Raw genomic sequence first — 24094 nt, 5'->3', positions numbered from 1 at the left:
AGCGGTCGCCCGCCGATCCACCGCCCGCCGATCCGCCGCCCGGCCGTCCCGGCCTGCCCGGATCCGGCACCCACCCCCACCCCCACCCCGTCAGGAGCTGCACCATGTACGGAGCGCATCGCTCTGGCACCACCCGCACCAGGATCGCCGCCGCAGCCGCCGCACTCGTTCTGGCCGGCACCGGCCTGGCCGTGGTCGGCGGCACCGCGCAGGCCGCCGACACCACCGCCCAGGTGTGGATCACCACCGCGGACGGCTCCAGCAAGCTCGCCCGGGTCGGTGACGCCGCGTTCTCCTCCACCAGCCCGCAGGGCACCGACATCGCGGTCAACGCCGGCGACGTGCAGCAGCCGCTGGTCGGCTTCGGCGCCTCCTTCACCGAGTCCGCCGCCCACCTGATCGCCGGCCTGCCGTCGGGCACCCGCACCACCCTGATGAACGACCTGTTCAACACCGGTAGCGGCATCGGCCTGGACTACCTGCGCCAGCCGCTCGGCGCCTCCGACTTCGTCGCCCGGCTGCCCTTCTACTCCTACGAGGACACCAAGGGCTCGTTCAGCATCGCCCGCGACCAGCAGGAGATCCTGCCCGCGATCACCCAGGCCCGCGCGATCAACCCCGGCATCCGCATCATGGGCACCCCGTGGTCCGCGCCCGCCTGGATGAAGGACGGCAACTCCCTCAACGGCGGCAGCCTCAAGCCGGAGAACTACGGCGCCTTCGCCGACTACCTCGTCAAGGCGATCCAGGCCTACGGCAACGCGGGCGCACCGATCACCGACCTCACCGTCGCCAACGAGCCGGAATTCCAGACGAGTTACCCCTCGATGGGCATGACCGCCACCCAGCAGGCCGACTTCGTCAAGGTCCTCGACACCAAGCTGACCGCCGCCGGTCTGCCGACCAACCTCTTCGCCTACGACCACAACTGGGACCACCCGAACTTCCCGCTCACCGTGCTCTCCCAGGCGAGCGGCGTCGGCCGCCTCAAGGGCGCCGCGTTCCACTGCTACGGCGGACAGCCGGAGGCCGAGCAGCAGGTCGCGAACACCGGCAAGGCCGTCCTGTTCACCGAGTGCTCCGGCACCGACTCGGCGAACAAGGCCGGCACCTTCGCCGACACCCTCAAGTGGCAGACCGAGAACCTCGTCATCCGCAACCTGCGCTCCGGCGGGCAGAGCGTCGTCCTGTGGAACATGGCCCTCGACGCCAACGGCGGCCCGCAGTACGGCGGTTGCGCCACCAACTGCAACGGTGTCGTCGAGATCTCCAACGGCGGCTACACCAGGAACGCCGAGTACTACCTGCTCGGCCACATCGCGAAGTTCACCCAGCCGGGTGCGCACCGGATCGGCTCGACCAGCCAGGGCAGCGGCGGCCTGCAGAACGTCGCGTTCCTCAACCCCGACGGCTCGCGCGGCGACGTCGTGCTCAACGCCACCTCCGCCACCCAGCACTTCTCCCTCAGCGAGAACGGCCGCTCCCTGACCTACGACCTGCCGGCCGGCGCGGTCGCCACGTTCACCTGGCCCGGCACGCCCACCGGCAACACCAGCCCGAGCCCCACCCCGACCTCCAGCCCCACCACCGGCGGCCCGATCGACACCGCCGCCTGGTACACCCTCGCCAACACCAACTCCGGCAAGTGCGTGGACGACGCCGGCACCGCCAACGGCAGCGCCGTGCAGCAGTGGAGCTGCGGGACGGGCACCAACCAGCAGTGGCGGTTCACCGCCACCGACGGCGGCTACTACCGCGTCACCAACCGCAACGCGACCGCCCAGGCCCTCGACGTCACCGACGTGTCCACCGCCAACGGCGCGAAGATCCAGACCTGGCAGTACGGCGGCGGCGCCAACCAGCAGTTCAAGCCCGTCCAGCAGTCCAACGGCACCTACACCCTGGTCAACCGCAACAGCGGCAAGTGCCTGGACGTGACCGACGTGTCCACCGCCGACGGCGCCCGCCTCCAGCAGTGGGACTGCACCGGCGGCCCCGCCCAGACCTTCCGCCTCGCCACCGCCGGCTGACCCCGGCTGACCCCGGCGACCGCGCGGTGGCCGTCCTCCCCGGCGGCCACCGCGCCCGCCGCACCACCCGCACCACCCGAACGACCCGCACCACCCGAGCGACCCGTCCCACCTGCCAGCACCCACCCCGCGTCCGGCGGGAACCCCGAGGAGATGCGATGCCCAACCCGACCCCCTCCAGAAGACACCGCGTGCTGGCGACAGCGACGATCACCGCGCTGTCCCTGGGCCTCCTGACGGCCTGCAGCAGCTCGGGCAGCGGATCCTCCGGGTCTTCCAAGGCTCCCGCCTCGACCGTCCTCAACATCGGCATGCCGCAGGGCGCCACGATGACGAACAACAACAACCCGCTGCTGCCGACCTCGGCCGCGGCGCAGCTCGGCTACCGCTACATGGTCTACGAGCCCATCGCGATGTGGAACCAGGTCAAGCCCGCCGAGACCCCCAGGCCGTGGCTGGCGGAGAAGATCGAGTGGGCCGACAACTACAAGAAGCTCACCCTCACCGCCCGCGCGGGGGTGAAGTTCTCCGACGGCACCCCGATGACGGCTGCGGATCTCGCCTACGCCTTCCAGCTGATGAAGGACCACAAGGCCCTCAACGGCAGCGCCCTGCCCATCGCCGACGCCACCGTCCAGGGCGACCGGGCCGTCATCACCTTCACGAGCTCCCAGTTCGTGCGCCAGGCCTCCGTGCTGAGCACCCTCGTCGTGCCCAAGCACCTGTGGTCCACGATCCCCGACCCGACCACCGACACCGTCGCCAAGCCCGTCGGCACCGGCCCCTACACGCTGAAGTCCTTCACCCCGCAGACCGTCACCCTGACCGTCCGCGAGGGCTACTGGCAGGACGCGCCCAAGGTGGCCGAGCTGCGCTACACCACCTACAGCGGCAACGACGCCGTCACCGCCGCCCTGGCCAGCGGCGCCCTGGAGTGGACGTACGCCTTCCTCCCCGACGCCAGGAAGCTCTACCAGGACAAGGACCCCGAACACCACAAGCTCTGGTTCCCGCCGAACCTCTCCGCCGACGGCCTGTGGATCAACACCACCCTCAAGCCGTTCGACAACCCCGTGCTGCGCCGTGCCATGTCGATGGTCGTCGACCGCGACGACATCTTCAACCTCGCCGAGGCCGGCTACTTCAAGCCCATGGTCGACTCGATCACCGGCCTCCCGACCCCGGCCGGCGACGCCTTCATCGCCCCCGAGTACAAGGGGAAGAAGGCCACCGGTGACACCGCCACCGCGAAGAAGCTCCTCACCGACAGCGGCTTCACCTACCGCGGCACCGACCTCGTCGACCCGGCCGGCAAGCCCGTCGCCCTCACCCTGACCGACCCGGCCGGCTGGGGCGACTACCAGACCGCCCTCACCATCATCGCCGACAACCTCAAGGCGATCGGCATCAAGGCGAGCATCGACAAGGCCGACCAGAACGCCTGGGAGAGCAACATCGCCTCCGGCAACTTCCAGGCCGCGATGCGCTGGTCGAACGGCGGCGCCACCCCGTACGACTTCTACAAGGACGTCATGGACGGCGCCGCGCTCAAGCCGATCGGCCGGGCCGCCACCGGTAACTACGGCCGCTTCGACAGCCCCCAGGCCACCAAGGCCCTGGAGGACTACGCCAACGCCGCCGACGACGCCGCCCGCACCGGCGCGCTGAACACCCTGCAGAAGGTCTTCGCCGAGCAGACCCCGATGATCCCCACCTCCGCCGGCAACCTCGGCGCCGAGTACTCCACCAGGCACTGGATCGGCTGGCCCGACGCGGCCGACCCCTACGCGCCCATCCAGCCCAGCCAGACGACCGCCCTCGACGTCGTCCTGCACCTCAAGCCCGCCGACCACTGACACCCGCGCGGGCCCACCCGCGCGACACCACCCGTCCCGGCGGGCCGCGGCCCCGTCCCGCCGCGGCCCGCCGGGACGGGACCGCCTCCTCCGAACGGAAAGCACGGTCCATGGCGTCGAACCACACCCCGACGGCACCTCCCCCCGAGGTGGTGCTGGAGGCCCGAGGCCTCACCAAACACTTCCCTGTCCCGCGCCGGGGCCGCGCGATCCTCTCGCGCACCACGCAGGCCGTCCACGCCGTCGACGACGTCGACCTGACGCTCCACCGGGGCACCGTCACCGCCCTCGTCGGCGAGTCCGGCTCCGGCAAGTCCACCGTCGCCCGGCTGCTGGCACAGCTGCACCCGCGCACTGCGGGCGACATCCGCCTGCACGGCGTCAGCACCACCGTCCGCGGCGGACGGCCGTTCCGCACCTACGCGCGCGACGTCCAGATGATCTTCCAGGACCCGTTCGGCTCGCTCAACCCCGTCCACACCATCCGCTACCACCTCACCCGCGCCCTGCGCATCCACGGCCGCGCCGGCCGGGGCCGGGACGGCCTCCGGCAGGCCCTCGACGAACTCCTCGGCCGCGTGCACCTCACACCCGCCGACGCGTACCTCGACAAGTACCCGCACGAGCTGTCCGGCGGACAGCGCCAGCGCGTCGCCATCGCCCGCGCCCTCGCCGCCGACCCGAAGGTGCTCCTCGCCGACGAGCCGGTCTCGATGCTCGACGTCTCCATCCGCCTCGGCATCCTCAACCTGCTCCGCGACCTGAAGGAACGCCTCGACCTGGCGATCCTCTACATCACCCACGACATCGCCTCCGCCCGGTACTTCGCCGACGAGACGGTCGTGATGTACGCCGGACGGATGGTCGAGGGCGGCGACAGCGAGACCGTCACCCAGCACCCCGCCCACCCCTACACCCGGCTCCTCATCGCCTCCGCCCCCGACCCCGACCGCATCACCGCCGCAGGCGACGGCCCGGACGGCGACGACGGCGACACGGGGGAGCCGCCCAGCCCGGTCGCCCCGCCGGCCGGCTGCCGGTTCAGCCCGCGCTGCCCCGCCGCCATGGAGCGGTGCCGCACCGACCTGCCGCCGCGCTTCGACCTCCCCGACGCCCCCGGCCACTGGACGGCCTGCTGGCTCTACGACGCCGATGCCGATGCCGATGCCGATGCCGACACCGTCGCCGCGGCCACGCCCACGCCCACGGCCACGTCGGAGGTGGCGTCGTGAAGTACCTCCTGCAGCGCCTCGGCTTCTACGCCTTCACCGCCTGGGCCGCCATCACCGTCAACTTCTTCATCCCGCGCCTCACCCCGGGCGATCCGGTGCAGTCCCTGATGAACCAGTTCCAGGGGCAGCTGGACCCGCAGGCCGTCCACTCGCTGACCGTGCTCTTCGGCCTCGACAAGCACCAGGGCCTGTGGGAGCAGTACCTGGCCTACTGGGGCCAGCTCGCCCACGGCGACCTCGGCATCTCCTTCAAGGCGTTCCCCACACCGGTCTCCGAGGTGATCGGGCAGACCCTGCCGTGGACGGTCGGCCTCGTCGGCGTCACCACCGTGCTCGCCTTCCTCGGCGGCACCCTGCTCGGGGTGTTCGCCGGCTGGCGGCGCGGCTCCTGGGCGGACGGGCTGCTGCCCGCCACCACCTTCCTCGCGTCGGTCCCGTACTTCTGGCTGGCGCTGGTCGCCATCGCCTTCCTCACCGGCGGCGGCAGCTTCCTGCCGTCCTCCGGCGGCTACGAGCCCGGGCTCGTCCCCGGCTGGAGCGGCGCGTTCGTCTCCAGCGCGCTGGTGCACTCGCTGCTCCCCGCGGCGACGATCCTCGTCTCCTCGGTGGCGGGCTGGATCCTCGGCATGCGGAACATGATGGTCACCGTCACCGCCGAGGACTACATCACCGTCGCCCACGCCAAGGGCCTCTCCGGACGCCGCGTCATGCTCTCCTACGCGGCCCGCAACGCCCTGCTGCCCAGCGTCTCCGGCTTCGGCATGGCCCTCGGCCTGGTCGTCGGCGGCACCTTCCTCGTCGAGGTCGTCTTCTCCTACCCCGGCGTCGGCCTGGAGCTGGTGCAGGCCATCGGCGTCAAGGACTACCCCCTCATGCAGGGCGTCTTCCTCGTCATCACCCTCGCCGTGCTGGCCGCCAACCTCCTCGCCGACCTCGCCTACATGGCACTCGACCCGCGCACCCGCAAGGAGGGCTGACCGTGGCCAACGCCAAGACCCGCACAGGGGCCGCACTCCTCGGCCTCTTCGTCCTCGTCGCGGTCATCGGGCCGTGGATCGCCCCCTACGACCCGGGCGCCCGCAGCGCGGACCTGCTGCAGGGCCCCTCCGGCAGCCACTGGCTGGGCACCACCCACCTCGGGCAGGACGTCCTCAGCCAGCTCCTCGTCGGCACCCGCAGCATCATGCTGGTCGGCCTCCTCGCCGGCGCGATCGCCACCGCCCTCGCCGTGCTGGTCGGCGTGACCTCCGGCTACCTCGCCGGCCCCGCCGGCGAGAGCCTCTCCGCCCTCTCCAACGTCTTCCTCGTCATCCCCGCACTCCCGATGATCATCATCATCGCCTCGGTGCTCCCGCAGACCGGCGACTGGGTCGTCGCCCTCGTCATCGGCCTCGTCTCCTGGGCCTGGGGCGCCCGCGTCCTGCGCGCCCAGGCACTCTCCCTGCGCCACCGCGACTTCGTGACCGCCGCCAGGGCCACCGGCGAGTCCACCTGGCGCATCGTCACCTTCGAGATCCTGCCCAACCTCACCGCCGTCATCGCCTCCTCCTTCATCGGCACCATGATGTACGCCGTCATGACGGAGATCTCCCTCGCCTTCATCGGCATCCCCGGCATGTCCCCCTGGAACTGGGGCGTCATCCTCTACTGGGCCCAGACCCAGCAGGCCCTCGGCCTCGGCGCCTGGTGGTGGTTCGTCCCCGCCGGCCTCGCCATCGCCCTCCTCGGCACCGCCCTCTCCCTCGTCAACTTCGGCATCGACGAGATCGTCAACCCCCGGCTGCGCACCGCCGGCCGCGACCTGAGGACCCCCGCCGGCCGCATCCGCATACGCCCCGGCTTCACCCCCGTCGTCCGCACCGGTCCCCGCGCGACCCCGCCGGCCGCCCAGCGCGCGACCCCGACGCCCGAAGAGGACACCGCATCCCCCCTCCCGGCGCAGATCGACCCCGCCCCCGTCCAGCCCGCCCCCGTCCAGCCCGCCCCCGTCCAGCCCGCCCCCGTCCAGCCCGCCACGGAAGGCACCGCCCGATGAGCAAGCCCGTCCTGGAGATCAGGGGCCTGAACGTCGACTACGGCTACGGACCCGGCGCCGTCCGCGCCGTCCACGACGTCGACCTCACCCTCCACACCGGCGAGGTCCTCGGCCTCGCCGGGGAGAGCGGCAGCGGCAAGTCCACCCTCGCCTACGGCCTCACCCGCCTGCTCCCGTCCCCGGGCGTCATCACCGGCGGAGAGGTGCTCTACCACCCCGGGGACGGCCCGCCGGCCGACATCCTCACGATGACGCCGGACGAACTGCGGGCCTTCCGCTGGGCGCAGACGTCCATCGTCTTCCAGGGCGCGATGAACTCCCTCAACCCCGTCCACACCGTCGCCGCGCAGCTCACCGACGTCATCAGGGCCCACGAACCGGGCACCACCCGGGCCGGACGCCTCGCCAGGGCCCGCGACCTGCTGCGCCTGGTCGGCATCGCCGCCGACCGGCTCGACAGCCACCCGCACCAGCTCTCCGGCGGCATGCGCCAGCGCGTCATGATCGCCATGGCCCTCGCGCTGCGCCCCCGGGTCGTCATCATGGACGAACCCACCACCGCCCTCGACGTGGTGATGCAGCGTCAGATCCTCCGGCAGCTCGTGGCGCTCCGGGACGAACTCGGCTTCTCCGTCGTCTTCATCACCCACGACCTGTCCCTGCTCGTCGAGTTCTCCGACCGGATCGCCGTCATGTACGGCGGCCGCATCGTCGAGCAGGCCCCCGCCGGAGCCCTGTACCGCGAATCCCTCCACCCCTACAGCGACGGCCTGCTGCACTCCTTCCCCGCCCTGCACGGACCGCGCCGCGAACTCACCGGCATCCCCGGCTCGCCCCCGGACCCGCGCGCCATGCCCCCCGGCTGCCCGTTCGCCCCCCGGTGTCCCCGGGCGATGGACGCCTGCACCACGGACCCGGCCCTGCGCGTGCCCGCCGGACACACCGGGCGGAGCGTCGCCTGCCATCTCCATCCCGCCGCCTGAACCACACCCCCGACCCCTTCTCCCGATTCGAAAGCAGACGTCCCATGACCCTCGACCTGCCCACCCATGTCGCGTCCGCGCGTCACGACGAGCTGATAGCCACCCTGCCCGCCGACTTCCGCTTCGGGGTGGCGACGTCCGCCTACCAGATCGAGGGTGCCGTCGCCGAGGACGGCCGCACACCGTCGATCTGGGACACCCTGTGCCGGGTGCCCGGCGCGATCGACAACGGCGACACCGGCGACGTGGCGTGCGACCACTACCACCGGATGCCCGAGGACGTCGCCCTGATGCGCGGCCTCGGCCTGGACACCTACCGGTTCTCCGTCGCCTGGCCGCGCGTCCAGCCGCACGGCCGCGGCCCCGCGAACCCCGCCGGCCTCGCCTTCTACGACCGCCTCGTCGACGAGCTCCTCGGCCAGGGCATCACCCCGTGGCTGACCCTCTACCACTGGGACCTCCCGCAGGAGCTGGAGGACTCCGGCGGCTGGCCCGTCCGCGACACCGCCTACCGCTTCGCCGACTACGCGGAGCTGGTGCACGACCGACTCGGCGACCGCGTCGCGCACTGGACGACCTTCAACGAGCCCTGGTGCTCGGCCATGCTCGGCTACGTCGAGGGCGTCCACGCCCCCGGCCGCCGGAACTTCCAGGACGGCGTGGCCGCCGTGCACCACCTGCACCTCGCACACGGCCTCGCCGCCCGCCGCCTGCGCGCCGCCGCGAGGGGCCCGATCGACCTCGCCGTCACCCACATCCTGGGCAACACGACCCCCGCGACCGACTCCGACCTGGACCGCGAGGCCGCCCGCCGTGCCGACGCGCTCGGCTTCCGCTTCTACCTCGACCCGGTCCTGCGCGGCTCCTACCCCGCCGACCTGGTCGCGGACCTGGCCGCGCGCGGCGTGGAGATCCCCGTCCGGGACGGCGACCTGGAGATCATCTCGACCCCGATCGACACCCTCGGCGTCAACTTCTACCGCTCGTTCAAGGCTTCCGGCACCGCCGAGGACGGCTCCACCACCACCCCCGACGGGCTGCCCGTCACCCGCGGCGTGCCGGTGGGCGGCCTGCCCACCACGTACCTGGACTGGGAGGTCATGCCGGACGACTTCGCCGACCTGCTCACCCGGATCTCCCGCGACTACCCCGGCGTCCCGATGGTGATCACCGAGAACGGAGCGGCGTACGACGACGAGCCGGACGCCACCGGCTTCGTGGCGGACGCCGACCGCACCGAGTACCTCGCCGCACACCTCGCCGCCGTCGCCGAGGCCCGCACCCGCGGCGCCGACGTCCGCGGCTACCTCCTGTGGTCGCTCCTCGACAACTTCGAGTGGGCGTACGGCTACGACAAGCGGTTCGGCATCGTCCGCGTCGACTACGACACCCAGGCCCGCACGCCCAAGCAGAGCGCCCTGTGGCTGCGCGACACCATCACCGCCCACCGCGCCCGCCACGCCTGACGAAGGCGCCCGGCGGACACCCGGGGCCGCGGGCCGCCGGCGGGCGACCCGCGACCCCGGGGGGCACCCCCGCCGCACCCGGACGAGAGGACCGCCCGTGCACCTGACGGTCACACGCTCACGGCACGACCCGGACGGCCCCGCGCCCGCGGTCCTCGTCCTGCCCGGCCACGCCTACGGCGGCCCCGCCCGCACCGACCCGGCACCCGCCGTCGACGCCCTCACCCGGCTCGGCCTCCACGCCTTCACCCTGGACACGCCCGGCCTGCCCGGCCGCCACCCCGAACCGCTGACCCGCGCGCGGCACGCCCTGGAATTCATCCGGGCCGGCGACCGCGTGCCGGTCGACCCCGCCCGGGTCGCCGTCCTCGGATTCGGCGACGGCGGACACCTCGCCGCACTCCTCGCCACCGGACCCCACCCGCCCGACCTCGCGATCCTGCACGGCCCCCTCATCTCGCTCGCCCACCACCCGCACCACGGCAGCACCGAGAGGCTCCTCGGCCCCCACCCGTCCATCACCGACCGCCGCACCCTCAGCGCCGAGAACCTCGTCCGGGAACGCACCTCACCCACCTTCCTGTGGCACCCGGCCGACTCCGCCGTCCTGCCCGTCACCCACTCCCTGCGCTACGCCCAGGAACTCGCCCGCAACGCCATCGACTTCGAGTTCCACATCGCGCCGACCGACGTGCGGGGCGACGCGCAGACCGACTGGCTCGCCGCCTGCACCCGATGGCTCACCCGCCGCGGTTGGCCTCCCCGGGCCGACACGCGTCCGGACGCACCAGCGGACCGAGGCGACCGGGCGAGGCGGCCCGCCACGGTCCGCAGCACCCCGCCCGCCAGCGGAGATCCGGCACCCGGCAGAACGCGGCTCCACCTGCGCTGACCGGCTCCGACACGACGCGCACCGCCCTCGCCCGTACGGGCCGGACGGCGAGTGCCTCGGAGCGGTCGGCACGCCTGCGCGGGTCGCGCGACGGGGCCGGCCCCCGCGGCGGTGATCCGCGGGGGCCGGCTGGTGATCCGTGACGTCAGCCGAGTGTCCAGCTCTGGTTGGCGGTGCCGGTGCAGCTCCAGATCTGGAGCTGGTTGCCGTCGGTGGTGCTCCAGCCGGTGACGTCCAGGCACTTGCCCGATCCGGTGTTGACCAGGCTGCCGTTGGCGCCGGTCGTCCAGGCCTGGGCGTTGGTGCCGTTGCAGTCGTACACCTGGACCTTGGTCCCGTCGGCGGTGCCGGCCGCGGCCACGTCGAGGCACTTGCCCAGGGCGCGGAAGGTGCTGCCGGTGTGCGTCCACTGCTGGGCGGTGGTGCCGTTGCAGGTGTAGAGGTCGACCTTGGTGCCGTTCGCGCTGTTGGCGCCGGCCACGTCGACGCACTTGCCGCCGTAGCCGCGGATGACGGTGGTGCCCGGCGGCGGCGTGGTCGGCGGGTCGGTCGGCGTGCTGCCGCCGGTGATCGCCTTGAAGGTGTTGGTGAACTGCCAGGTGCTCTGCGGGGTGCCGCTGGAGCCCTGGTTGTCCCGTCCGAGCGACCAGAAGGTCAGTTCCTGGATGCCGTTGGCCGCGGCGAAGGCCTCCAGTTCCTGGGCGTCCTGGGTGGTGAAGACCTCGGCCGCGGTGTCGTTGACGCCGATCATCGGGCAGTTGCCCTCCATCGCCCACAGCTGCGCGGAGGTCTTGGTGTTCCAGATCTGGCCGAGCTGGGTGTGCAGGCCCTTGGCGGCGCTGATCGCGGCCTGGCCCATGTCCATGGCCGGCCCGTAGTCCATGGTCATGATGTTGACCAGGTTGACGTCGAGGTTGTGGCTCTTGGCGTTGTTCAGCAGCGCTATGCCGTTGGCCTCAAGGCCGTTCGGGCTGACGGGAAGGGTGTAGTCGACGTCCAGCCTCTTGCCCTGGGCCGCGTACTGCTGCTGGAGGTTGGCCAGCGCCGTGTTGCGGCGGTCGTTGGCGGCGGTGTTGTCGAGGGTGCCGCCCTCGATGTCCAGGTCGATGCGGGTCAGGTTGAACTGGTCGATGACCTTCTTGTACTGCGCCTGCATCGACGCCACCGTGCCGCACGAGGCCAGTTCGGAGCCGCCGGCGCCGCCGAAGGAGGCGATGACGTCGCCGCCGACCGCGCGCAGGCTGTTGATCGCGCTGTTCCAGCCGGAGTCGGTGACCGGGGTGTCGCCGTTGATGGTGGCGTTGCAGGTGCCCTGGCTGATGATGAACGCCAGTGTGTAGTACTTGTTGCCGGTGGCGTTGTACGCGTTCATCAGGGTGGACGGGCTGTTCCACATCTCCGCGTACGGGGCCGCGTAGTGGGCGGGGAAGCCGGGTCCGGCGTTGGCGGCGGCCGACGCGGGACCGGCCGTGGTCACCAGGATCGCGGCGGCGGCCAGCGGCAGCACGCCGAGTGCGGTTGCGAGCCATCGGCTGTGGGATCGGATCATGTGGGGGTTCCTCCTACGGAGCGGCTGGGGGGTGCTGGAGGTGGTGCCGGCGGTGGTGGCCGGTGGCGTGCGGGAGCGGGGGCCGGCGGCTCGGTCACCGCCGGCCCCTGGCGGGCAGCCGGGTGGACGGAAGGGGGAGGACCGTCCTTTCCCGTTCGGCGGCCCGGTGTTGTCGGTGCCGTTCCGGTTACGGGTAGGTGGTGAGGTAGGCGACGTTGCTGCTCGGGGTGACGGTGGCTCCGGTGCCGTTGATGATGTGGCTGATGGTGCCGGCGCCGCCGAGGACCACGGTCACCATGTCGTGGAACTTCACTCCGGAGGTCTGGGGCGCCTCGAAGGAGTGGTCCTCGACGACCGAGGGGTTGACGTTGAAGTAGGCGTAGCTGCCCAGGCCCCACGCCTCGTGGCCGGTGACGGAGCTGCCGACCTTGTAGGCGGGGTAGCCGTTGGTGGAGCCGTTCTTGAACGCGGCCTGGTTGGGCGGGTCGTAGGGCAGCTCGTTCTGGAAGAAGTAGGTGCGGCCGCCGTTGCCGTTCCAGATGACCTGGGTCTTCTGGAAGTGCTCGACGAACAGCCCGTAGGAGGTGACGTTCCGGCCGTTGACGACGAGTCCGGTGTCGGCGGTGTTGGTGGTCCAGCCGACGCCGCTGCCGTGGTCGGCCCGCCAGATCCAGGTGTGGTCGATGATCGTGTCGTTGGTGTTGACGACCAGCGACTGGGTGGCCTTGCCGACGGTGGCGCCGCCGATGCGGAAGAACACGTCGTTGAGCGTGGTCGGGTCGGCCGAGTGGCTCGCGGAGGAGCCGTTCGGGCCGATCTGCATCAGGGTCTGGGAGTTGGTGGTGCCGGCGTCGACGAGGACTCCGGCGATCTTGATGCCGTCGACGTCGGCGGTGCTCAGCGCGGTGATGCCGTTGTCGGGGATGAGGGTGGCCAGGCCCATGCCGAGCACGATGGTGTCCGGGCGGGTGACGTTGAGCGTCTGGTCGAGGTGGTAGACGCCGGGGGTGATCAGCAGGTTCCTGCCCGCGGCGAGCGCGGCGTTCATGTCGGCCGCGCTCGCGCCGGGCTTGGCGATGTAGAACTGGTCGATCGGCACGGAGGTGCCGGCCTGGGTCCTGCCGCTCCAGGTGGTGCCGGAGGCGTTGGTCTGCACGGCGGGCACGAAGACCTGCCAGGCGCCTGCGCCGTCGATGTACAGGTAGGGCTTCTCGCGGTTGACCGGCGCGGAGGGGACGGTGGTGTACGTCGGGAAGGACTGCGCGGGGGCGCCCTGGTCGCCGACGAAGACCATGTTCCAGTTCGAGCCCGACCAGGAACCCATCTGGGTGTTCTTGGTGAGGAACTGCTGCTGGGAGCCGGACTGGATCTGGCCGTCGACCTTGGAGTCGGAGATGAAGCCGCCGCTGGACCAGCCGCCGTCGTCCAGCTTGAGGTTGCCGCGCACGTGCATGCGCCGGTACGGGGCGGCCTGCGAGACCGCCCAGCGGTCGCTGCCGCCGTTGGGGGTGACGGACAGGTTCTCCGCGGACCGCCAGAAGTTCTGGGTGGCGTTGCCCTGGAACCAGTCGGCCTCGGCGTGCACGGCGCCGTTGATGTTCACCGAGTCGGGGCTGCTGCCCAGGCCGGCGACCTGGGTGTAGAAGCCGACGTTGACGTCGGCGTTGTACGTGCCGGGCTTGAACAGCACCGCGTAGCGCTGGTTGCCGAACTGGTTGGACTGCTGCTGGGTGAAGATGCCGTTGAGCTTGTTCTGGATGGAGGAGGCGGACATCGACGGGTCGAACACGACGGTGTTCGGCCCGAGGTCGGGGTCGTTGCCCGAGGGGGAGGTGGGGGGCGGTGTGGTCGGGGGAGTCGTGGTGGTGGAACCGGCGTAGTTCCACTTCTGGTTGCCGGTGCCGGCGCAGTCCCAGATCTGCAGGCGGGCACCGTCGGCGGAGCTGTTGTCCTTGATGTCCAGGCACTTGTTCGTCGCGGTGTTCACCAGGTCGTGCCCTGCCGTGTACTGCCACTTCTGGGTGGCGACGGTGCTGTAGCAGGTCCACAGGTGGACCGCGGTGCCGTTGGCGGTGCCGTTGCCGACCAGGTCCAGGCACTTGCCCCGTGCGGTGAGTGAGCCGTCGCCGTTGAGCGTCCAGCTCTGATTGGCGCTGCCTGCCACGCAGCTCCACATCTGGGCCGGGGTGCCGTCGGCGGTCGAGCCGTCGGTGACGTCCAGGCACTTGCCGTTGCCGATGTTGCTGATCGCACCGGCCGTCGCGGCACCGGCGGTGCCGGTGCCGACGGCGACCAGCGCGCCGACGCCGGCCAGCGAGGCGGCAAGGGCCGTGGCCAGCGGGGCGGTTCGCCGCCTACGGCGCAGTGGGGGGAGGTTGGGCATGCTCGGGGGTCCTTCCTGGGACTGATGGCACATGTCGGCGCAGCGACCGGTGGGACAGGACGGCGTGGTCGGGTGCGATGCCCTGCCGCGTGCGGACGCTGCGGCGCGACGCCCTGTCGGTGCACGGTGTGGGGGTGGGGAGGCCGTACGTTCGTGTGCGTGGGCGGGGCCTGACGCAGGCTGCACGCGTATCAGTGCCGCCATTTGACGTTCTTGTTTCACGCCTTTTTACAAATCGTGAAGTTAGAGCCGCCGTTGACCACCGTCAACCCCCTGCAGCAAGAAGGCCGTTGCCGTCGGTGGCCTGTCCGGCCGATGCGGTGAGGAGAGCCGCAGGTGGGGAGGGGCGCGAGCATGACATGCGACAGGAAAAGATCATGCCGGCGGCGGGACGGTGTGCCGCACTGCCGGGGTGCGGCCCGGGGACGTCCGGGCCGGAGGCGGCGCACAGCGGCGGTTCTTTACAAACGGGTCATGGCAGGCGGCCGGCGGCGTCCGCAGGCCGGGCGGGCGTTGTGGTGCTGCCGGGGGCGCTGCGGTCAGCGGACCTGCGCGGTGGACTCCCTGATCACCAGCGGCGTCGCGAGCTCGACGTGCAGGGTGTCGACGGCGTGGCCGGCGACCAGGCGCATCAGCAGGGAGACGGCCATACGTCCCATCTCCTCCAGCGGCTGCCGGGAGGTGGTGAGCATCGGCGTGGTGTTCTGGCTCAGCTCGCTGTCGTCGAACCCCGTCACCGACAGGTCCTCCGGAATCCGCAGGCCCTTGTCGCGGGCGGCGCGTAGGACGCCGGCGGCGGTCTTGTCGTTGAACGCGACGATCGCCGTGGGGCGCCGCTCGTGGTCCAGGAGTGCCAGTGCGGCCCGGTAGCCGTGTTCCGTGGTCGGTTCCACGACGTGGTGCACCAGGGCCGGCTCCACGAGTGTGCCGATCTCGGCGAGCGCGGAGGCGTGGCCGATCAGGCGGCTGCGGCTGGCGAGCCAGTTGTCGGGACCGCCGATGAAGCCGATGCGGCGGTGGCCCAGGGAGATGAGATGGCCGGTGATCCGGCGGGCGCCCGCCACGTGGGCGGCCGACACCGACGCCACGTCCTCCGGCAGTTCCTCCCGCGGGTCGATCACCACCAGCGGGTAGCGCTGGGCGTGCAGTGACAGGAGATCCTCGGTGGACCCGGGCGGCAGGATGAGGACGGCGCCCGCGATGTCGGCCTGCCCGGGGAGGGCGAGCAGCGACGACGTGCCGCTCTGCGCGATTTCGCCCGCCTGCACGATCGCCCTGCGGCCGTGCAGCGACAGGGTCTCGACGACGGAGGTCACGATCGGGCCGAAGTAGTCGGTCAGCATGTAGGGGCAGTGCACGTAGACCGCGTGCTCTGCGGACGGCGCCGCCGGCTCGCCCGAGAGGCCGCCGAGCCGCTTGGCCGCCTGGCGGACCATCTCCTGTGTCGCGGGCGCCACTGCGGCCCGTCCGTTGATCACCCGGGAGACGGTGGCGATCGAGACGCCTGCCTCGTCCGCGATGGCCCGGATCGTGATCCGCGAACCCGGCCGCCTACCCAACCGAGACAGAGCTCCACTTCATGTCCGAACTCTATCCGTAGTGCGTCAGGGCTCGGAGGGAACCCGCTGTCAGGAAGGTTTCCTGTCGGAAGTCTTGACGCGGTGTCGTGCACACGCGCAGACTCCGGTCTGCCCGCTGAAACCGTCACCCCGAAGGTCATACGGAGCTCCCATGCGCGTCAAACACGGCATCACCGCTGCCTTAGCCGCGGACACCGCCACCGTGGCCGGTCCTGTCGGCACGGCGGGCGCGGTCGGCGCCGACGCCCCCCGGGCCGACGCGCTCCGAGCGGCCGACGGCCCCGACACCACCGTCGAGGAAAGGTCACTGCGATGATCGGACTCCGCCCGAGGACATCCAGGCGGTCCGGACGCCGGACGGGCACGCTGCTGCTCCGGCTCCTCGCCCTGAGCGCCGTCGTGCTGGGACTGCAAGCGGCACCGGCGCACACCGCCCGGGCCGCCACGACGTTCAAGGTGCTCGCCTTCTACGACGGCACGTACGACGCCGCGCACATCAGCTTCGACCACGAGGCCAACTCCTGGTTCCCGCAGCAGGGCGCCACGCACGGCTTCACCTACACCGCCACCACCGACTGGAGCCAGCTCAACAGCGCCAACCTGGCCAAGTACCAGGTGGTGATTTTCCTCGACAACTATCCGCAGACCGCCTCCCAGCGAGCGGCGTTCCAGACGTACATGGAGAACGGCGGCGGCTTCGTCGGCTTCCACGTCTCGGCGTTCAACACCGACAGCAGCGACTGGCCCTGGTACCACAACACGTTCCTCGGCACGGGAACCTTCCGGACCAACACCTGGGGTCCCACGCAGGAGACGCTGCGCATCGACGACAGGAGCCACCCGGCCGCAGCGGGACTCCCCGCCACCGTCACCTCGTCGGTCAGCGAGTGGTACAGCTGGCAGAACGACCTGCGCAACAACCCCGCGATCGACGTGCTGGCCTCGATGGACCCCTCGACGTTCCCGATCGGCACCGACCCCAACCAGACCTGGTACAGCGGCTACTACCCGATCGTCTGGACCAACCGCAACTACCGCATGGTGTACGACAACTTCGGCCACAACGCGATGAACTACGCGACGAACACCGCCCTGTCGTCGACCTTCGCCAGCGCCCAGCAGAACCAGCTCCTCCTGCAGGAGATCGCGTGGGCCGCCGGCCAGAGCGGACCCGTCACCCCGCCCCCCGGCAGCGCCACCGGTCGGATCACCGGGTACGGCGGCAAGTGTGTGGACGTGGCGGGTGCGAGCCCCGCCAACGGTGCGGCGGTGCAGTTGTACGACTGCAACGGCACCGGTGCCCAGCAGTGGACGGTCGGCTCCGACGGCACGGTGAAGGCGCTGGGCAAGTGCATGGACGTGACGGCGGCGGGGACCGCGGACGGCAGCAAGGTGCAGCTGTACGACTGCAACGGGTCCGGTGCGCAGGTGTGGCAGCACCAGTCCAACGGCCAGCTGGTCAATCCCGCGTCCGGCAAGTGCCTGGATGCCACCGGGCCGAGTTCGGCCAACGGCACCCGGCTGCAGATCTGGACCTGCTACGCCAGCGCCAACCAGCAGTGGACCGTGCCCGGCTGACATCCCCGAACCGCGGCGCACCGGTTGAATGGGCGGTGGGATTTCCGACCGGTGCGCCGCCTGTGCAGGAGGAGTTCGAGGTGGCGGTCGGGGCGGAGCTTCCGCCGCCTGAAACCCACCTCATGGTTCAGTCCCTCATACTCCAGCCGTAGATCGTGATCACGACTGGACGGGGTGCTCCCCCTCGGCCGTTGGGCAGTGGAGTCGCTTCTGCGGCGCCCACAGGTGCCTGCCCAGCTGATTTCCTGCGACCGTCAGGCTCTGGCGAGTAGCTCCGCCTCCTCTGCAGGGGACAGTCCGTGCCGGAGCGGCGGTTCGCCGCGCTCACGGTCCCACGCCAGTACGTCAGCGACGGTCACCGCCAACGGGGTTGCGGGCATGCCGGCCACGCGGGCGCGCGCGGGGCTTCGTTGCTGGGTCGGCCACATCGACTCGGGGCGGGTCAGCGGAAAGAACGGCGACACTGCTTCGGCAGGCACAGGAACGATCTCGACCTGGCTGCCCGCCACCCGCGCGCAGGTGGTGATCAGCTCAGCCATCGTGGTCGGCTCAGCCGGACCGACGGCGTGGAACGCGCCGGGCCTGTTGTCCAGCAGCAGCTGCACCACGAGGCGGGCCACGTCGCGGGAGTCGACCACCTGAACCGGCTGTTCGGGGCTGCTTGGCAGTGCCACCCGGCCGCCGCGCGCGGCCCGGCGAACCCAGTACACGAGCCCGTCCTGCCCGTCGTGCGGCCCGGCGACCTTCCCCAGCCGCACGATCGTCGCGCGTGAGCCGTACCGGGCCACCACGTCGTCCTCGCAGGCCACCTTGCACGGCCCGTAGGTGTCCTCGTCGAGCTCCTCGGTGTCACGCACCGGCGGGCGGCGGGGTGTGTCCTCGTCCGAGCCCGGCCCCACGCCCGTTTGCACATAAACAGCCTGACTGGAGATGAACAGGTACCGGCCGACCCGGTCGCCGAGCGCCTCCATCGCCTGACCGACATGGCGCGGCACATACCCGCTGACGTCCACGACAGCGTCCCAGCTGCCGTCTTGCAGCGCCGCGTAGTCCCCGGTGTCCCGGTCTCCGATCAGCCGGGGCACGCCCGGGAACAGGTCGGTGCCGGTTCTGCCCCGGCTGAACAAGGTCACCTCGACCCCCTGACGCAGCGCGTCGTCAACGATCGCCCGGCCCACGAACGAGGTGCCGCCAAGTACAAGAAGTCGCATAGCGCCCGACATTAACGGCGTCCTCAGGCCACCTCCACCGAGATTCCGCAGCACGGTATGACTTCCGGCGCGGGCTCGCCCGGCACCGTCACCTGGCCCATGGCGTGCCGGCGTCGTGATCCTGCGGGCGGGTACCGGCGCGGAGACGGGTGCGGCCACCGCTGATCATCAGTGTGCGAAGACAGAAGATCACGCAGTGGCCGCAGGTCACAGCGTAGACCCGGCCCGCCCTCGGCGTGCCGACCACCTGGCCAAGCGCATCCCAGGCCGGGCCTGGCAGAAGCTGTCCGCGGGATACGGCGCGAAGGGGCACCGCTGGTACGACTGGGCACTGGTCGCCGTCACCACGGGCGAACCGACGGGTCATCGGCACCTGCTGATTCGCCGCAACCGCAGCACCGGCGAACTTGCCTGGTACCGCTGCTACTCGCCCCGTTCGCTCCAGCTGTTCCCCACGGGCAGCGCCACCAGCGGTGCACAGCCCCGCTCCGCGCCACCGGGCCTCCCGCGCCGCCACCTCAGAGACTCCGCAGGAGCCGGGACGGCTCAGATGCCGGCCAGGCTGCGGAAGCGGCTGGCGTGGAAGACGAGCGGGGAGGTGTCCGGGGCCGCACTGAGGCCGTGGATCCGCAGCAGCACGATGTCGTGGTCCCCGAAGGGGACTTCCTCGTGGATGGTGCAGTCGAGCCACAGGGTGGCGCCGTCGACGAAGACGCTGCCGTCGTCGGAGGAGTACCAGTCGGTCCCGGCGAAGCGGTCGCCGGTCCTGGCGGCCAGTCGTGTGCAGACGTCGTCCTGGCCCTCGGCCAGCACACTCACTCCGAGCCGGGGCTGCTCGCGCAGTCTGGGCCAGGTGGTGGAGGTGTGCTGGATGCAGACCGACACCAGGGGCGGGTCCATCGACACGGAGGTGAACGAGCTGGCGGCCAGGCCCAGGGGCTCGCCGTCGCCCCGGGCGCACAGGGCGGTGACCCCGGACGGGAAGCACCCGAAGGCCCGCCGCAGCTGGTCGGTGGCCGTCACCGGCTCGATGTCTCTCATCGGAACTCCTTCTCCGGCCGGCGCCCAGCGCTCGTCCGGGTCGGCATGGACGTGATCGCCCACGTGTCATCGGTGGTGGTGCCGTCTGCTGTCGAACCACCGGAGCCGCCCGGACATCCCGTCCGAGGAGCCCGGTGTGCCGGTACGGACGAGATGAGGAACGACACCGGTGGCTGGGACACGGCGGGGCAGGCGGAGATCCGGACGGGGCAGGTTCGAGCGGCTCGCGGGTCGACACCGTTCCGCACCGTTCCGCGGATGCCGCGAGCCTGTCACCGTCCGGACTCACGTGCCTACGCCCGTCGTTCGAGCACGCTCATCGACTGCGGTCCGGATTCGACGCCGCACAGCGCCCGTCCGACGTTCTCCGTCCAGGTGTCGATGTTGAGTGCGGAATGCAGGCTGCCGGCGCGGCAGTTCCGGGCGATCAGCTGGAGCGGCTGCCGCTTGGCGATCGCCGACGCTCCGGAGGCGCGGAAGAGCGTCTCGACCGCGGAGGCGCACGCGTCCCAGATGTACGCGACGTCGATGTGGAACTGGACGGCCTCGCGCTCGGAGAGGTCCAGGCCCTCGACGTCGCGCCGGTCGAGCTCGGCCACAGCGGCGTCGGCCACCAGGGCCGCCGCACGGATCCGGGTGTGGGCGCGGCCGACGGTGAGGTGCGCGACCGGCGCGTCGATCTGGTTCGCGTAGGGCGAGTAGGGGACGCTCCGCTTGCCGACACCGCCGAGGAAGACCTCCATGGCCTGGTCGGCCATGCCGAGTGCTACTCCCGTACTCGTCACGAGCGAGCGGACGAGGCCCCCGCGGCGTGGCCCGCGGCCCTGCCCGGTGAGCTCGGCGATCCGCGCCGCGAGCCGCTCGGGGGTACTGAAGCGCTCGTCGGGGACGAAGAGTTCACCGTCCGTCGCGACGGTCTGGCTGCCCGTCGCGGCCATCCCCATCGCATCCCAGTCGTCCCGGGCCACGAGCGAGTCCTTCGGGACGAGGACCATGCCGACCTTCGCGTCGTCGCTCTCGTCATGGAAGACGGCGAGGAAGCCGTGGGAGGCATGGACGCTCCCGGTGGCGAACGGCCACACGCCCTTGACCATCCAGCCGCCGGCAACCTGCCGGGCGGTCCCGGACATGCGCCTGCTCGTGCCCCCCACCGCGAAGGTGCGGTTCCCGACCCAGGGTGACTCGTAGACCGGTGCGACGACGTCGTCGGGGAAGGCGAGACTCCACATGTTGCCGCCCGCGGCCGCCCACACCATCCAGGCCGTCGCCCCGCACCCGGCACCGAGCGTACGGAAGACGTCGTGCACCTCCCGCGTGGTGAAGTCCGCGCCGCCGTACCGCTTCGGCCTGGTCAGACCGAAGACACCGGCAGCGTCGAGACGCTCGACGGTGTCCTGGGGAATGCGGCGCTGCTGCTCGGCCACGGCCTGGTGCTCGCGCAGCCAGGGCTGCATCGTCACCACGCGGGCGACGATCTCCCGGGCCTGCGGCCGATCGATGTCCGACTCGATGTTCGTAGCCATCGGCTTGATCACCCTCTCACTGTTGTCACGTTCACCGCCGCCGGACCCGTGCCGTCGGCGGCGGGTTCCTCTCCCCGGCCGCCCCGGCGGTCGCCTTCGGCGCGACCGCCGGGGGGACCGCCCGGAAAGGGGTCAGCTGGGCCAGTCCTGCTTTCCCAGCGGCGTTCCGTGGAAGCCGGCGACCCGGTCGAGGCTCGGATCGGTTCCGTCACGCAGGCCCACCGAGGCGTCGGGGTGGTCGTCGAACCAGCCGTTCACGGGGTACTTGTACATCCAGTCGACGAGCAGTCGGCGGCGTGCGATCAGCCACACGCCGTCCCGCTGCTCGAACCGGTCGAGGTAGCGCGCCCAGAGCTTGACGGTCTCCCCCTTCCAGTGGTGCCTTTCCGATCCCTGGTGATCCGCCTGCAGGTACGTCTCGACATGGGCGACGTCGGGACCGTCGAACTCGATCAGGCTGTTCCCGAGGAAGTGCATGGTGCGGACGAATCGCGGCATCTCGGCCGTCAGGAATTCGAGGAATCCCTCGACCGGGCCGACGTGCAGGCTCGCGGGGAACTGCACCCACGCGTCCTCGTGGAAGGCATTCCGGACCAGGTCCATGTCCACCCGGTCGAGACCGCGACAGTACCGCAGCAGCACGTCGTGGATCTGCGCCCGTGCGCTCAGTTCTTCGAGGTTCATCAGTTTCTCCCTTTCGTTGACATGTGTCGTCGACCCGTCAAGGTCTTCGCGGTTCTCTCCGCCGCAGTGCTGGAACCGGAACACGCCCGCTGACGCCTTTGGGGCGTCAGTTTCCCTGTGAACAAACGGGATCGCGCTCGATCCCGTGCCGGGCGAGATCGGTGGGAATCGCATGGAGCACCTGGCTGAAGGCGAAGTGTCTTACGCCCGCCGCCTGTGCGGTGCGGACGGCGGCGAAGCCCGTCTCGATTTCTCACCCGCCGTCAGGATTCGAGGGGTCAGGATATTTCCCTGATGGCCGTCCGATGCTGTCACGAGTATCACGGGCGATCCTCCCTGTGTACGTTCCCGTCGCCACACCGACCGAATACCGGATTTTCCGGGGCTGCCCAGGCGGTCATTGCTCCCGGCCGCGACGGAACGTCCGGTGGTTTTCGCACATTCCCGTCGTCGGACCGGGTGCCCCTGGCGGCGGATACCGGTCGGGACGCTGTCGGCGGCTTCAGGGTGGGCAGCGGTGAGGTGGTGTCGAGGCAGGCCTGCCCCGTCCGCCTCGCGTGCTCCGGGGCGCGGGCCGACGGGGGCGCCGCCGGATCCGTCGCCCCGCAACCGGTCGTGCCGGCCGAAGGCGAAGGGCCCGTCGTCGGCCGTCCGCACCGGACGACCCGTCACCGCGGTCACTCCCGGCCGGGCAGGGGATCCGGCGAAAGGAACTGCCCGCCCGTCGCATGCGGCGGTCCTGGTTGTCGATCTGTTCGCGCCGCACCCGACGACGGCTCGTCACCGGTGGAAGCGGTGGCGAACGTGGGCACCATCATGCGGAGCACCGGAAGAACTGTCAACACTTTGCGGGAGTTCGCCGGCTGACCGTCACGCCCGCCCAGGGGGCGGCGGGAGGGGGCGTCGAGCCCCGGGGCGCGACTCGGGTCAGGTGTCCTTCCGCGCAGTGGATCAATCGGTGCTTAACGGGCGAACGGGACCATCGGGACCGGCCGGGCCGTCGCCGGACCTCGGTCGCGCGCGACGGGTCGACCGGTGCGCCACGGGTCAAATGTTGACACTTGGTGGCGAGGGTGCCATCTGGGCGCCCTGATCGCCTGATCACCCGAGGCCCGGCTCCGGCTCCGGCTCCAGAGCGGGGGCCGGGGGTCGGGTCCTGGGCGCAAGGATCTCCTGCAGTGCCGGCCCGACCCGCTCGACGATCGACTCGATGTCCTCGCTCACGAGCAGGGGCACCTGCACGACCCGCCGTCCGACGACGATGCCGATCAGCATGGACGCGGCCAGCGCCACCCGGACGGCACTGTCGTGGTCGTCGAGCGCGCGGCGGTTGACGTCCTCCGTCAGGCGCGACTCGACGAACTCCCGGAACTGCGCGGTCGCCCGCTCGTTCGCGATCGCCCCGCGGAGCATCGCGAGCAGGGCGTCCGCGTCCTTGGGATCGCCCTCCCACACGCTCAGGTGGGCCCGGGCGACCCGTTCGCCGAGCGAGTGCTCGGGTCCGTCGAACGAATCGGCGATCCGCGCGAGCACGCTCGGCGAGATCGACATCACCGCGGCGAAGAGCTCGTCCTTCGATCCGAAGAACTGCATCACCAGGGCGGCGTCGACGCCCGCGTCCGCGGCGATCCTGCGGATCGTCGTGGCCTTGAAGCCGTCTCCTGCGAAGCGGGCGCGTGCGGCGTCGAGGATCGTCTGACGGGTCGCGTTCTGCCCCGGCCGCCGGCCACGCGGTGGACGCGACGCCGGCGCTGTGGATTCGGCGGGCATGCGGCCAGTCTAGCGATCAGGGCTCCGGCCCGGCCGCGGGACGCCGGTGCGTGATCGCGCGAGCCAGGCCGTGGACGGCGGGCGCACCCGCAAGGCTGTGACCTGCGGTGGAGTCGGTGCCCGCTCCGCGTCCGGGCCGCGGTCCGTCCGTCGCGGACCGTCGCGATCGGACGATCCGCGACTGCGCCGGAGCTCTGGGCCGGTGATCTGCGCGTCATATCAACAGTGGTTGATTTAACCTGGGCGTCACCGTACGCTCCCTGGCAGCAAACCGTCCGACC

At 71.1% G+C, this 24094-nt stretch carries 18 protein-coding genes and 1 pseudogene; 11 read left to right on the top strand and 8 right to left on the bottom strand.

Annotation, left to right across the window (positions count from 1 at the left end):
• Positions 1 to 104 precede the first annotated feature (104 nt).
• The 8 genes from OG335_RS05590 to OG335_RS05555 all read left to right on the top strand — a co-directional run bounded on the left by OG335_RS05590 (position 105) and on the right by OG335_RS05555 (position 10494).
• A complete protein-coding gene (locus tag OG335_RS05590) occupies positions 105 to 2030 on the top strand; it encodes an RICIN domain-containing protein (RefSeq protein ID WP_405009874.1) in 1926 nt (641 codons plus the stop codon).
• A gap of 158 nt (positions 2031 to 2188) precedes the next feature.
• Positions 2189 to 3886 carry an ABC transporter substrate-binding protein gene (locus OG335_RS05585; protein ID WP_405009873.1) on the top strand — a complete coding sequence of 566 codons (1698 nt, stop codon included), beginning with the start codon at positions 2189 to 2191 and terminating at the stop codon, positions 3884 to 3886.
• Positions 3887 to 3996: 110 nt separating this feature from the next.
• Positions 3997 to 5118: an ABC transporter ATP-binding protein gene (locus tag OG335_RS05580; protein ID WP_405009872.1), complete on the top strand. Its 1122-nt coding sequence runs from the start codon at positions 3997 to 3999 to the stop codon at positions 5116 to 5118.
• Entirely contained in the window at positions 5115 to 6095 is a 981-nt protein-coding gene (locus tag OG335_RS05575) for an ABC transporter permease (protein WP_405009871.1), read from the top strand. The genes OG335_RS05580 and OG335_RS05575 overlap by 4 nt, the downstream gene beginning before the upstream one ends.
• Positions 6096 to 6097: 2 nt before the next feature.
• A complete protein-coding gene (locus OG335_RS05570) occupies positions 6098 to 7153 on the top strand; it encodes an ABC transporter permease subunit (protein ID WP_405009870.1) in 1056 nt (351 codons plus the stop codon).
• Positions 7150 to 8136 (top strand): ABC transporter ATP-binding protein, encoded by a 987-nt coding sequence (locus OG335_RS05565; RefSeq protein WP_405009869.1) that lies wholly within the window; start codon positions 7150 to 7152, stop codon positions 8134 to 8136. The genes OG335_RS05570 and OG335_RS05565 overlap by 4 nt, the downstream gene beginning before the upstream one ends.
• Positions 8137 to 8180: 44 nt before the next feature.
• Positions 8181 to 9602, top strand: a complete 1422-nt coding sequence (locus tag OG335_RS05560) for a GH1 family beta-glucosidase (RefSeq protein WP_405009868.1) — start codon at positions 8181 to 8183, stop codon at positions 9600 to 9602.
• Between the two features lie 97 nt (positions 9603 to 9699).
• The gene (locus OG335_RS05555; protein ID WP_405009867.1) at positions 9700 to 10494 is read left to right on the top strand and encodes an alpha/beta hydrolase family protein; all 795 of its coding nucleotides are present in this window, start codon (positions 9700 to 9702) and stop codon (positions 10492 to 10494) included.
• Between the two features lie 145 nt (positions 10495 to 10639).
• Here the strand turns inward: OG335_RS05555 and OG335_RS05550 are convergent, their stop codons facing one another.
• From OG335_RS05550 to OG335_RS05540, 3 genes are all read right to left on the bottom strand, one after another.
• Positions 10640 to 12043: a ricin-type beta-trefoil lectin domain protein gene (locus OG335_RS05550; protein ID WP_405009866.1), complete on the bottom strand. Its 1404-nt coding sequence runs from the start codon at positions 12041 to 12043 to the stop codon at positions 10640 to 10642.
• A 187-nt stretch (positions 12044 to 12230) separates the two neighbouring features.
• The gene (locus OG335_RS05545) at positions 12231 to 14426 is read right to left on the bottom strand and encodes a ricin-type beta-trefoil lectin domain protein (protein ID WP_405009865.1); all 2196 of its coding nucleotides are present in this window, start codon (positions 14424 to 14426) and stop codon (positions 12231 to 12233) included.
• A 539-nt stretch (positions 14427 to 14965) separates the two neighbouring features.
• Complete coding sequence (locus OG335_RS05540) at positions 14966 to 15985, bottom strand: LacI family DNA-binding transcriptional regulator (RefSeq protein WP_405009864.1); 1020 nt, start codon at positions 15983 to 15985, stop codon at positions 14966 to 14968.
• Between the two features lie 172 nt (positions 15986 to 16157).
• On the opposite strand from OG335_RS05540, the gene OG335_RS05535 reads away from it, so the two are divergent.
• Positions 16158 to 16322 carry a hypothetical protein gene (locus tag OG335_RS05535; RefSeq protein WP_405009863.1) on the top strand — a complete coding sequence of 55 codons (165 nt, stop codon included), beginning with the start codon at positions 16158 to 16160 and terminating at the stop codon, positions 16320 to 16322.
• On the top strand, positions 16319 to 17584 hold the full coding sequence (locus OG335_RS05530) for a ThuA domain-containing protein (protein WP_405009862.1): 1266 nt from the start codon (positions 16319 to 16321) through the stop codon (positions 17582 to 17584). The genes OG335_RS05535 and OG335_RS05530 overlap by 4 nt, the downstream gene beginning before the upstream one ends.
• Before the next feature lie 254 nt (positions 17585 to 17838).
• Here the strand turns inward: OG335_RS05530 and OG335_RS05525 are convergent, their stop codons facing one another.
• On the bottom strand, positions 17839 to 18795 hold the full coding sequence (locus OG335_RS05525; RefSeq protein ID WP_405009861.1) for an NAD-dependent epimerase/dehydratase family protein: 957 nt from the start codon (positions 18793 to 18795) through the stop codon (positions 17839 to 17841).
• Positions 18796 to 18988: 193 nt separating this feature from the next.
• On the opposite strand from OG335_RS05525, the pseudogene OG335_RS05520 reads away from it, so the two are divergent.
• Positions 18989 to 19243, top strand: a pseudogene (locus OG335_RS05520) (IS701 family transposase); the annotation flags it as partial.
• 98 nt (positions 19244 to 19341) lie between these two features.
• Here OG335_RS05520 and OG335_RS05515 read toward each other — a convergent pair.
• The 4 genes from OG335_RS05515 to OG335_RS05500 all read right to left on the bottom strand — a co-directional run bounded on the left by OG335_RS05515 (position 19342) and on the right by OG335_RS05500 (position 23813).
• Positions 19342 to 19836, bottom strand: coding sequence for a flavin reductase family protein (locus OG335_RS05515; RefSeq protein ID WP_405009860.1), 495 nt, complete (start codon positions 19834 to 19836; stop codon positions 19342 to 19344).
• A gap of 293 nt (positions 19837 to 20129) precedes the next feature.
• A complete protein-coding gene (locus OG335_RS05510) occupies positions 20130 to 21359 on the bottom strand; it encodes an acyl-CoA dehydrogenase family protein (protein ID WP_405009859.1) in 1230 nt (409 codons plus the stop codon).
• A gap of 132 nt (positions 21360 to 21491) precedes the next feature.
• Complete coding sequence (locus OG335_RS05505; RefSeq protein ID WP_405009858.1) at positions 21492 to 22043, bottom strand: nuclear transport factor 2 family protein; 552 nt, start codon at positions 22041 to 22043, stop codon at positions 21492 to 21494.
• Positions 22044 to 23144: 1101 nt separating this feature from the next.
• Positions 23145 to 23813 (bottom strand): TetR family transcriptional regulator, encoded by a 669-nt coding sequence (locus OG335_RS05500; RefSeq protein ID WP_405009857.1) that lies wholly within the window; start codon positions 23811 to 23813, stop codon positions 23145 to 23147.
• Positions 23814 to 24094: the final 281 nt, after the last annotated feature.

The organism is Kitasatospora sp. NBC_01539, assembly GCF_045040525.1.
In the GTDB taxonomy this organism is placed as follows: Bacteria; Actinomycetota; Actinomycetes; order Streptomycetales; family Streptomycetaceae; genus Kitasatospora.
Note: the sequence above shows the minus strand (reverse complement) of the source record. Positions and strands in the feature narration are given on the sequence as shown.

What these genes read in the sequence shown, in the direction of transcription:
- OG335_RS05535 (WP_405009863.1), top strand. Translation starts at nt 16,158, where the DNA reads ATGCGCGTCAAACACGGCATCACCGCTGCCTTAGCCGCGGACACCGCC.
- OG335_RS05550 (WP_405009866.1), bottom strand. Translation starts at nt 12,043, where the DNA reads ATGATCCGATCCCACAGCCGATGGCTCGCAACCGCACTCGGCGTGCTG.
- OG335_RS05580 (WP_405009872.1), top strand. Translation starts at nt 3,997, where the DNA reads ATGGCGTCGAACCACACCCCGACGGCACCTCCCCCCGAGGTGGTGCTG.
- OG335_RS05510 (WP_405009859.1), bottom strand. Translation starts at nt 21,359, where the DNA reads ATGGCTACGAACATCGAGTCGGACATCGATCGGCCGCAGGCCCGGGAG.
- OG335_RS05565 (WP_405009869.1), top strand. Translation starts at nt 7,150, where the DNA reads ATGAGCAAGCCCGTCCTGGAGATCAGGGGCCTGAACGTCGACTACGGC.
- OG335_RS05500 (WP_405009857.1), bottom strand. Translation starts at nt 23,813, where the DNA reads ATGCCCGCCGAATCCACAGCGCCGGCGTCGCGTCCACCGCGTGGCCGG.
- OG335_RS05560 (WP_405009868.1), top strand. Translation starts at nt 8,181, where the DNA reads ATGACCCTCGACCTGCCCACCCATGTCGCGTCCGCGCGTCACGACGAG.
- OG335_RS05505 (WP_405009858.1), bottom strand. Translation starts at nt 22,043, where the DNA reads ATGAACCTCGAAGAACTGAGCGCACGGGCGCAGATCCACGACGTGCTG.
- OG335_RS05585 (WP_405009873.1), top strand. Translation starts at nt 2,189, where the DNA reads ATGCCCAACCCGACCCCCTCCAGAAGACACCGCGTGCTGGCGACAGCG.
- OG335_RS05545 (WP_405009865.1), bottom strand. Translation starts at nt 14,426, where the DNA reads ATGCCCAACCTCCCCCCACTGCGCCGTAGGCGGCGAACCGCCCCGCTG.
- OG335_RS05590 (WP_405009874.1), top strand. Translation starts at nt 105, where the DNA reads ATGTACGGAGCGCATCGCTCTGGCACCACCCGCACCAGGATCGCCGCC.
- OG335_RS05515 (WP_405009860.1), bottom strand. Translation starts at nt 19,836, where the DNA reads ATGAGAGACATCGAGCCGGTGACGGCCACCGACCAGCTGCGGCGGGCC.
- OG335_RS05530 (WP_405009862.1), top strand. Translation starts at nt 16,319, where the DNA reads ATGATCGGACTCCGCCCGAGGACATCCAGGCGGTCCGGACGCCGGACG.
- OG335_RS05525 (WP_405009861.1), bottom strand. Translation starts at nt 18,795, where the DNA reads ATGCGACTTCTTGTACTTGGCGGCACCTCGTTCGTGGGCCGGGCGATC.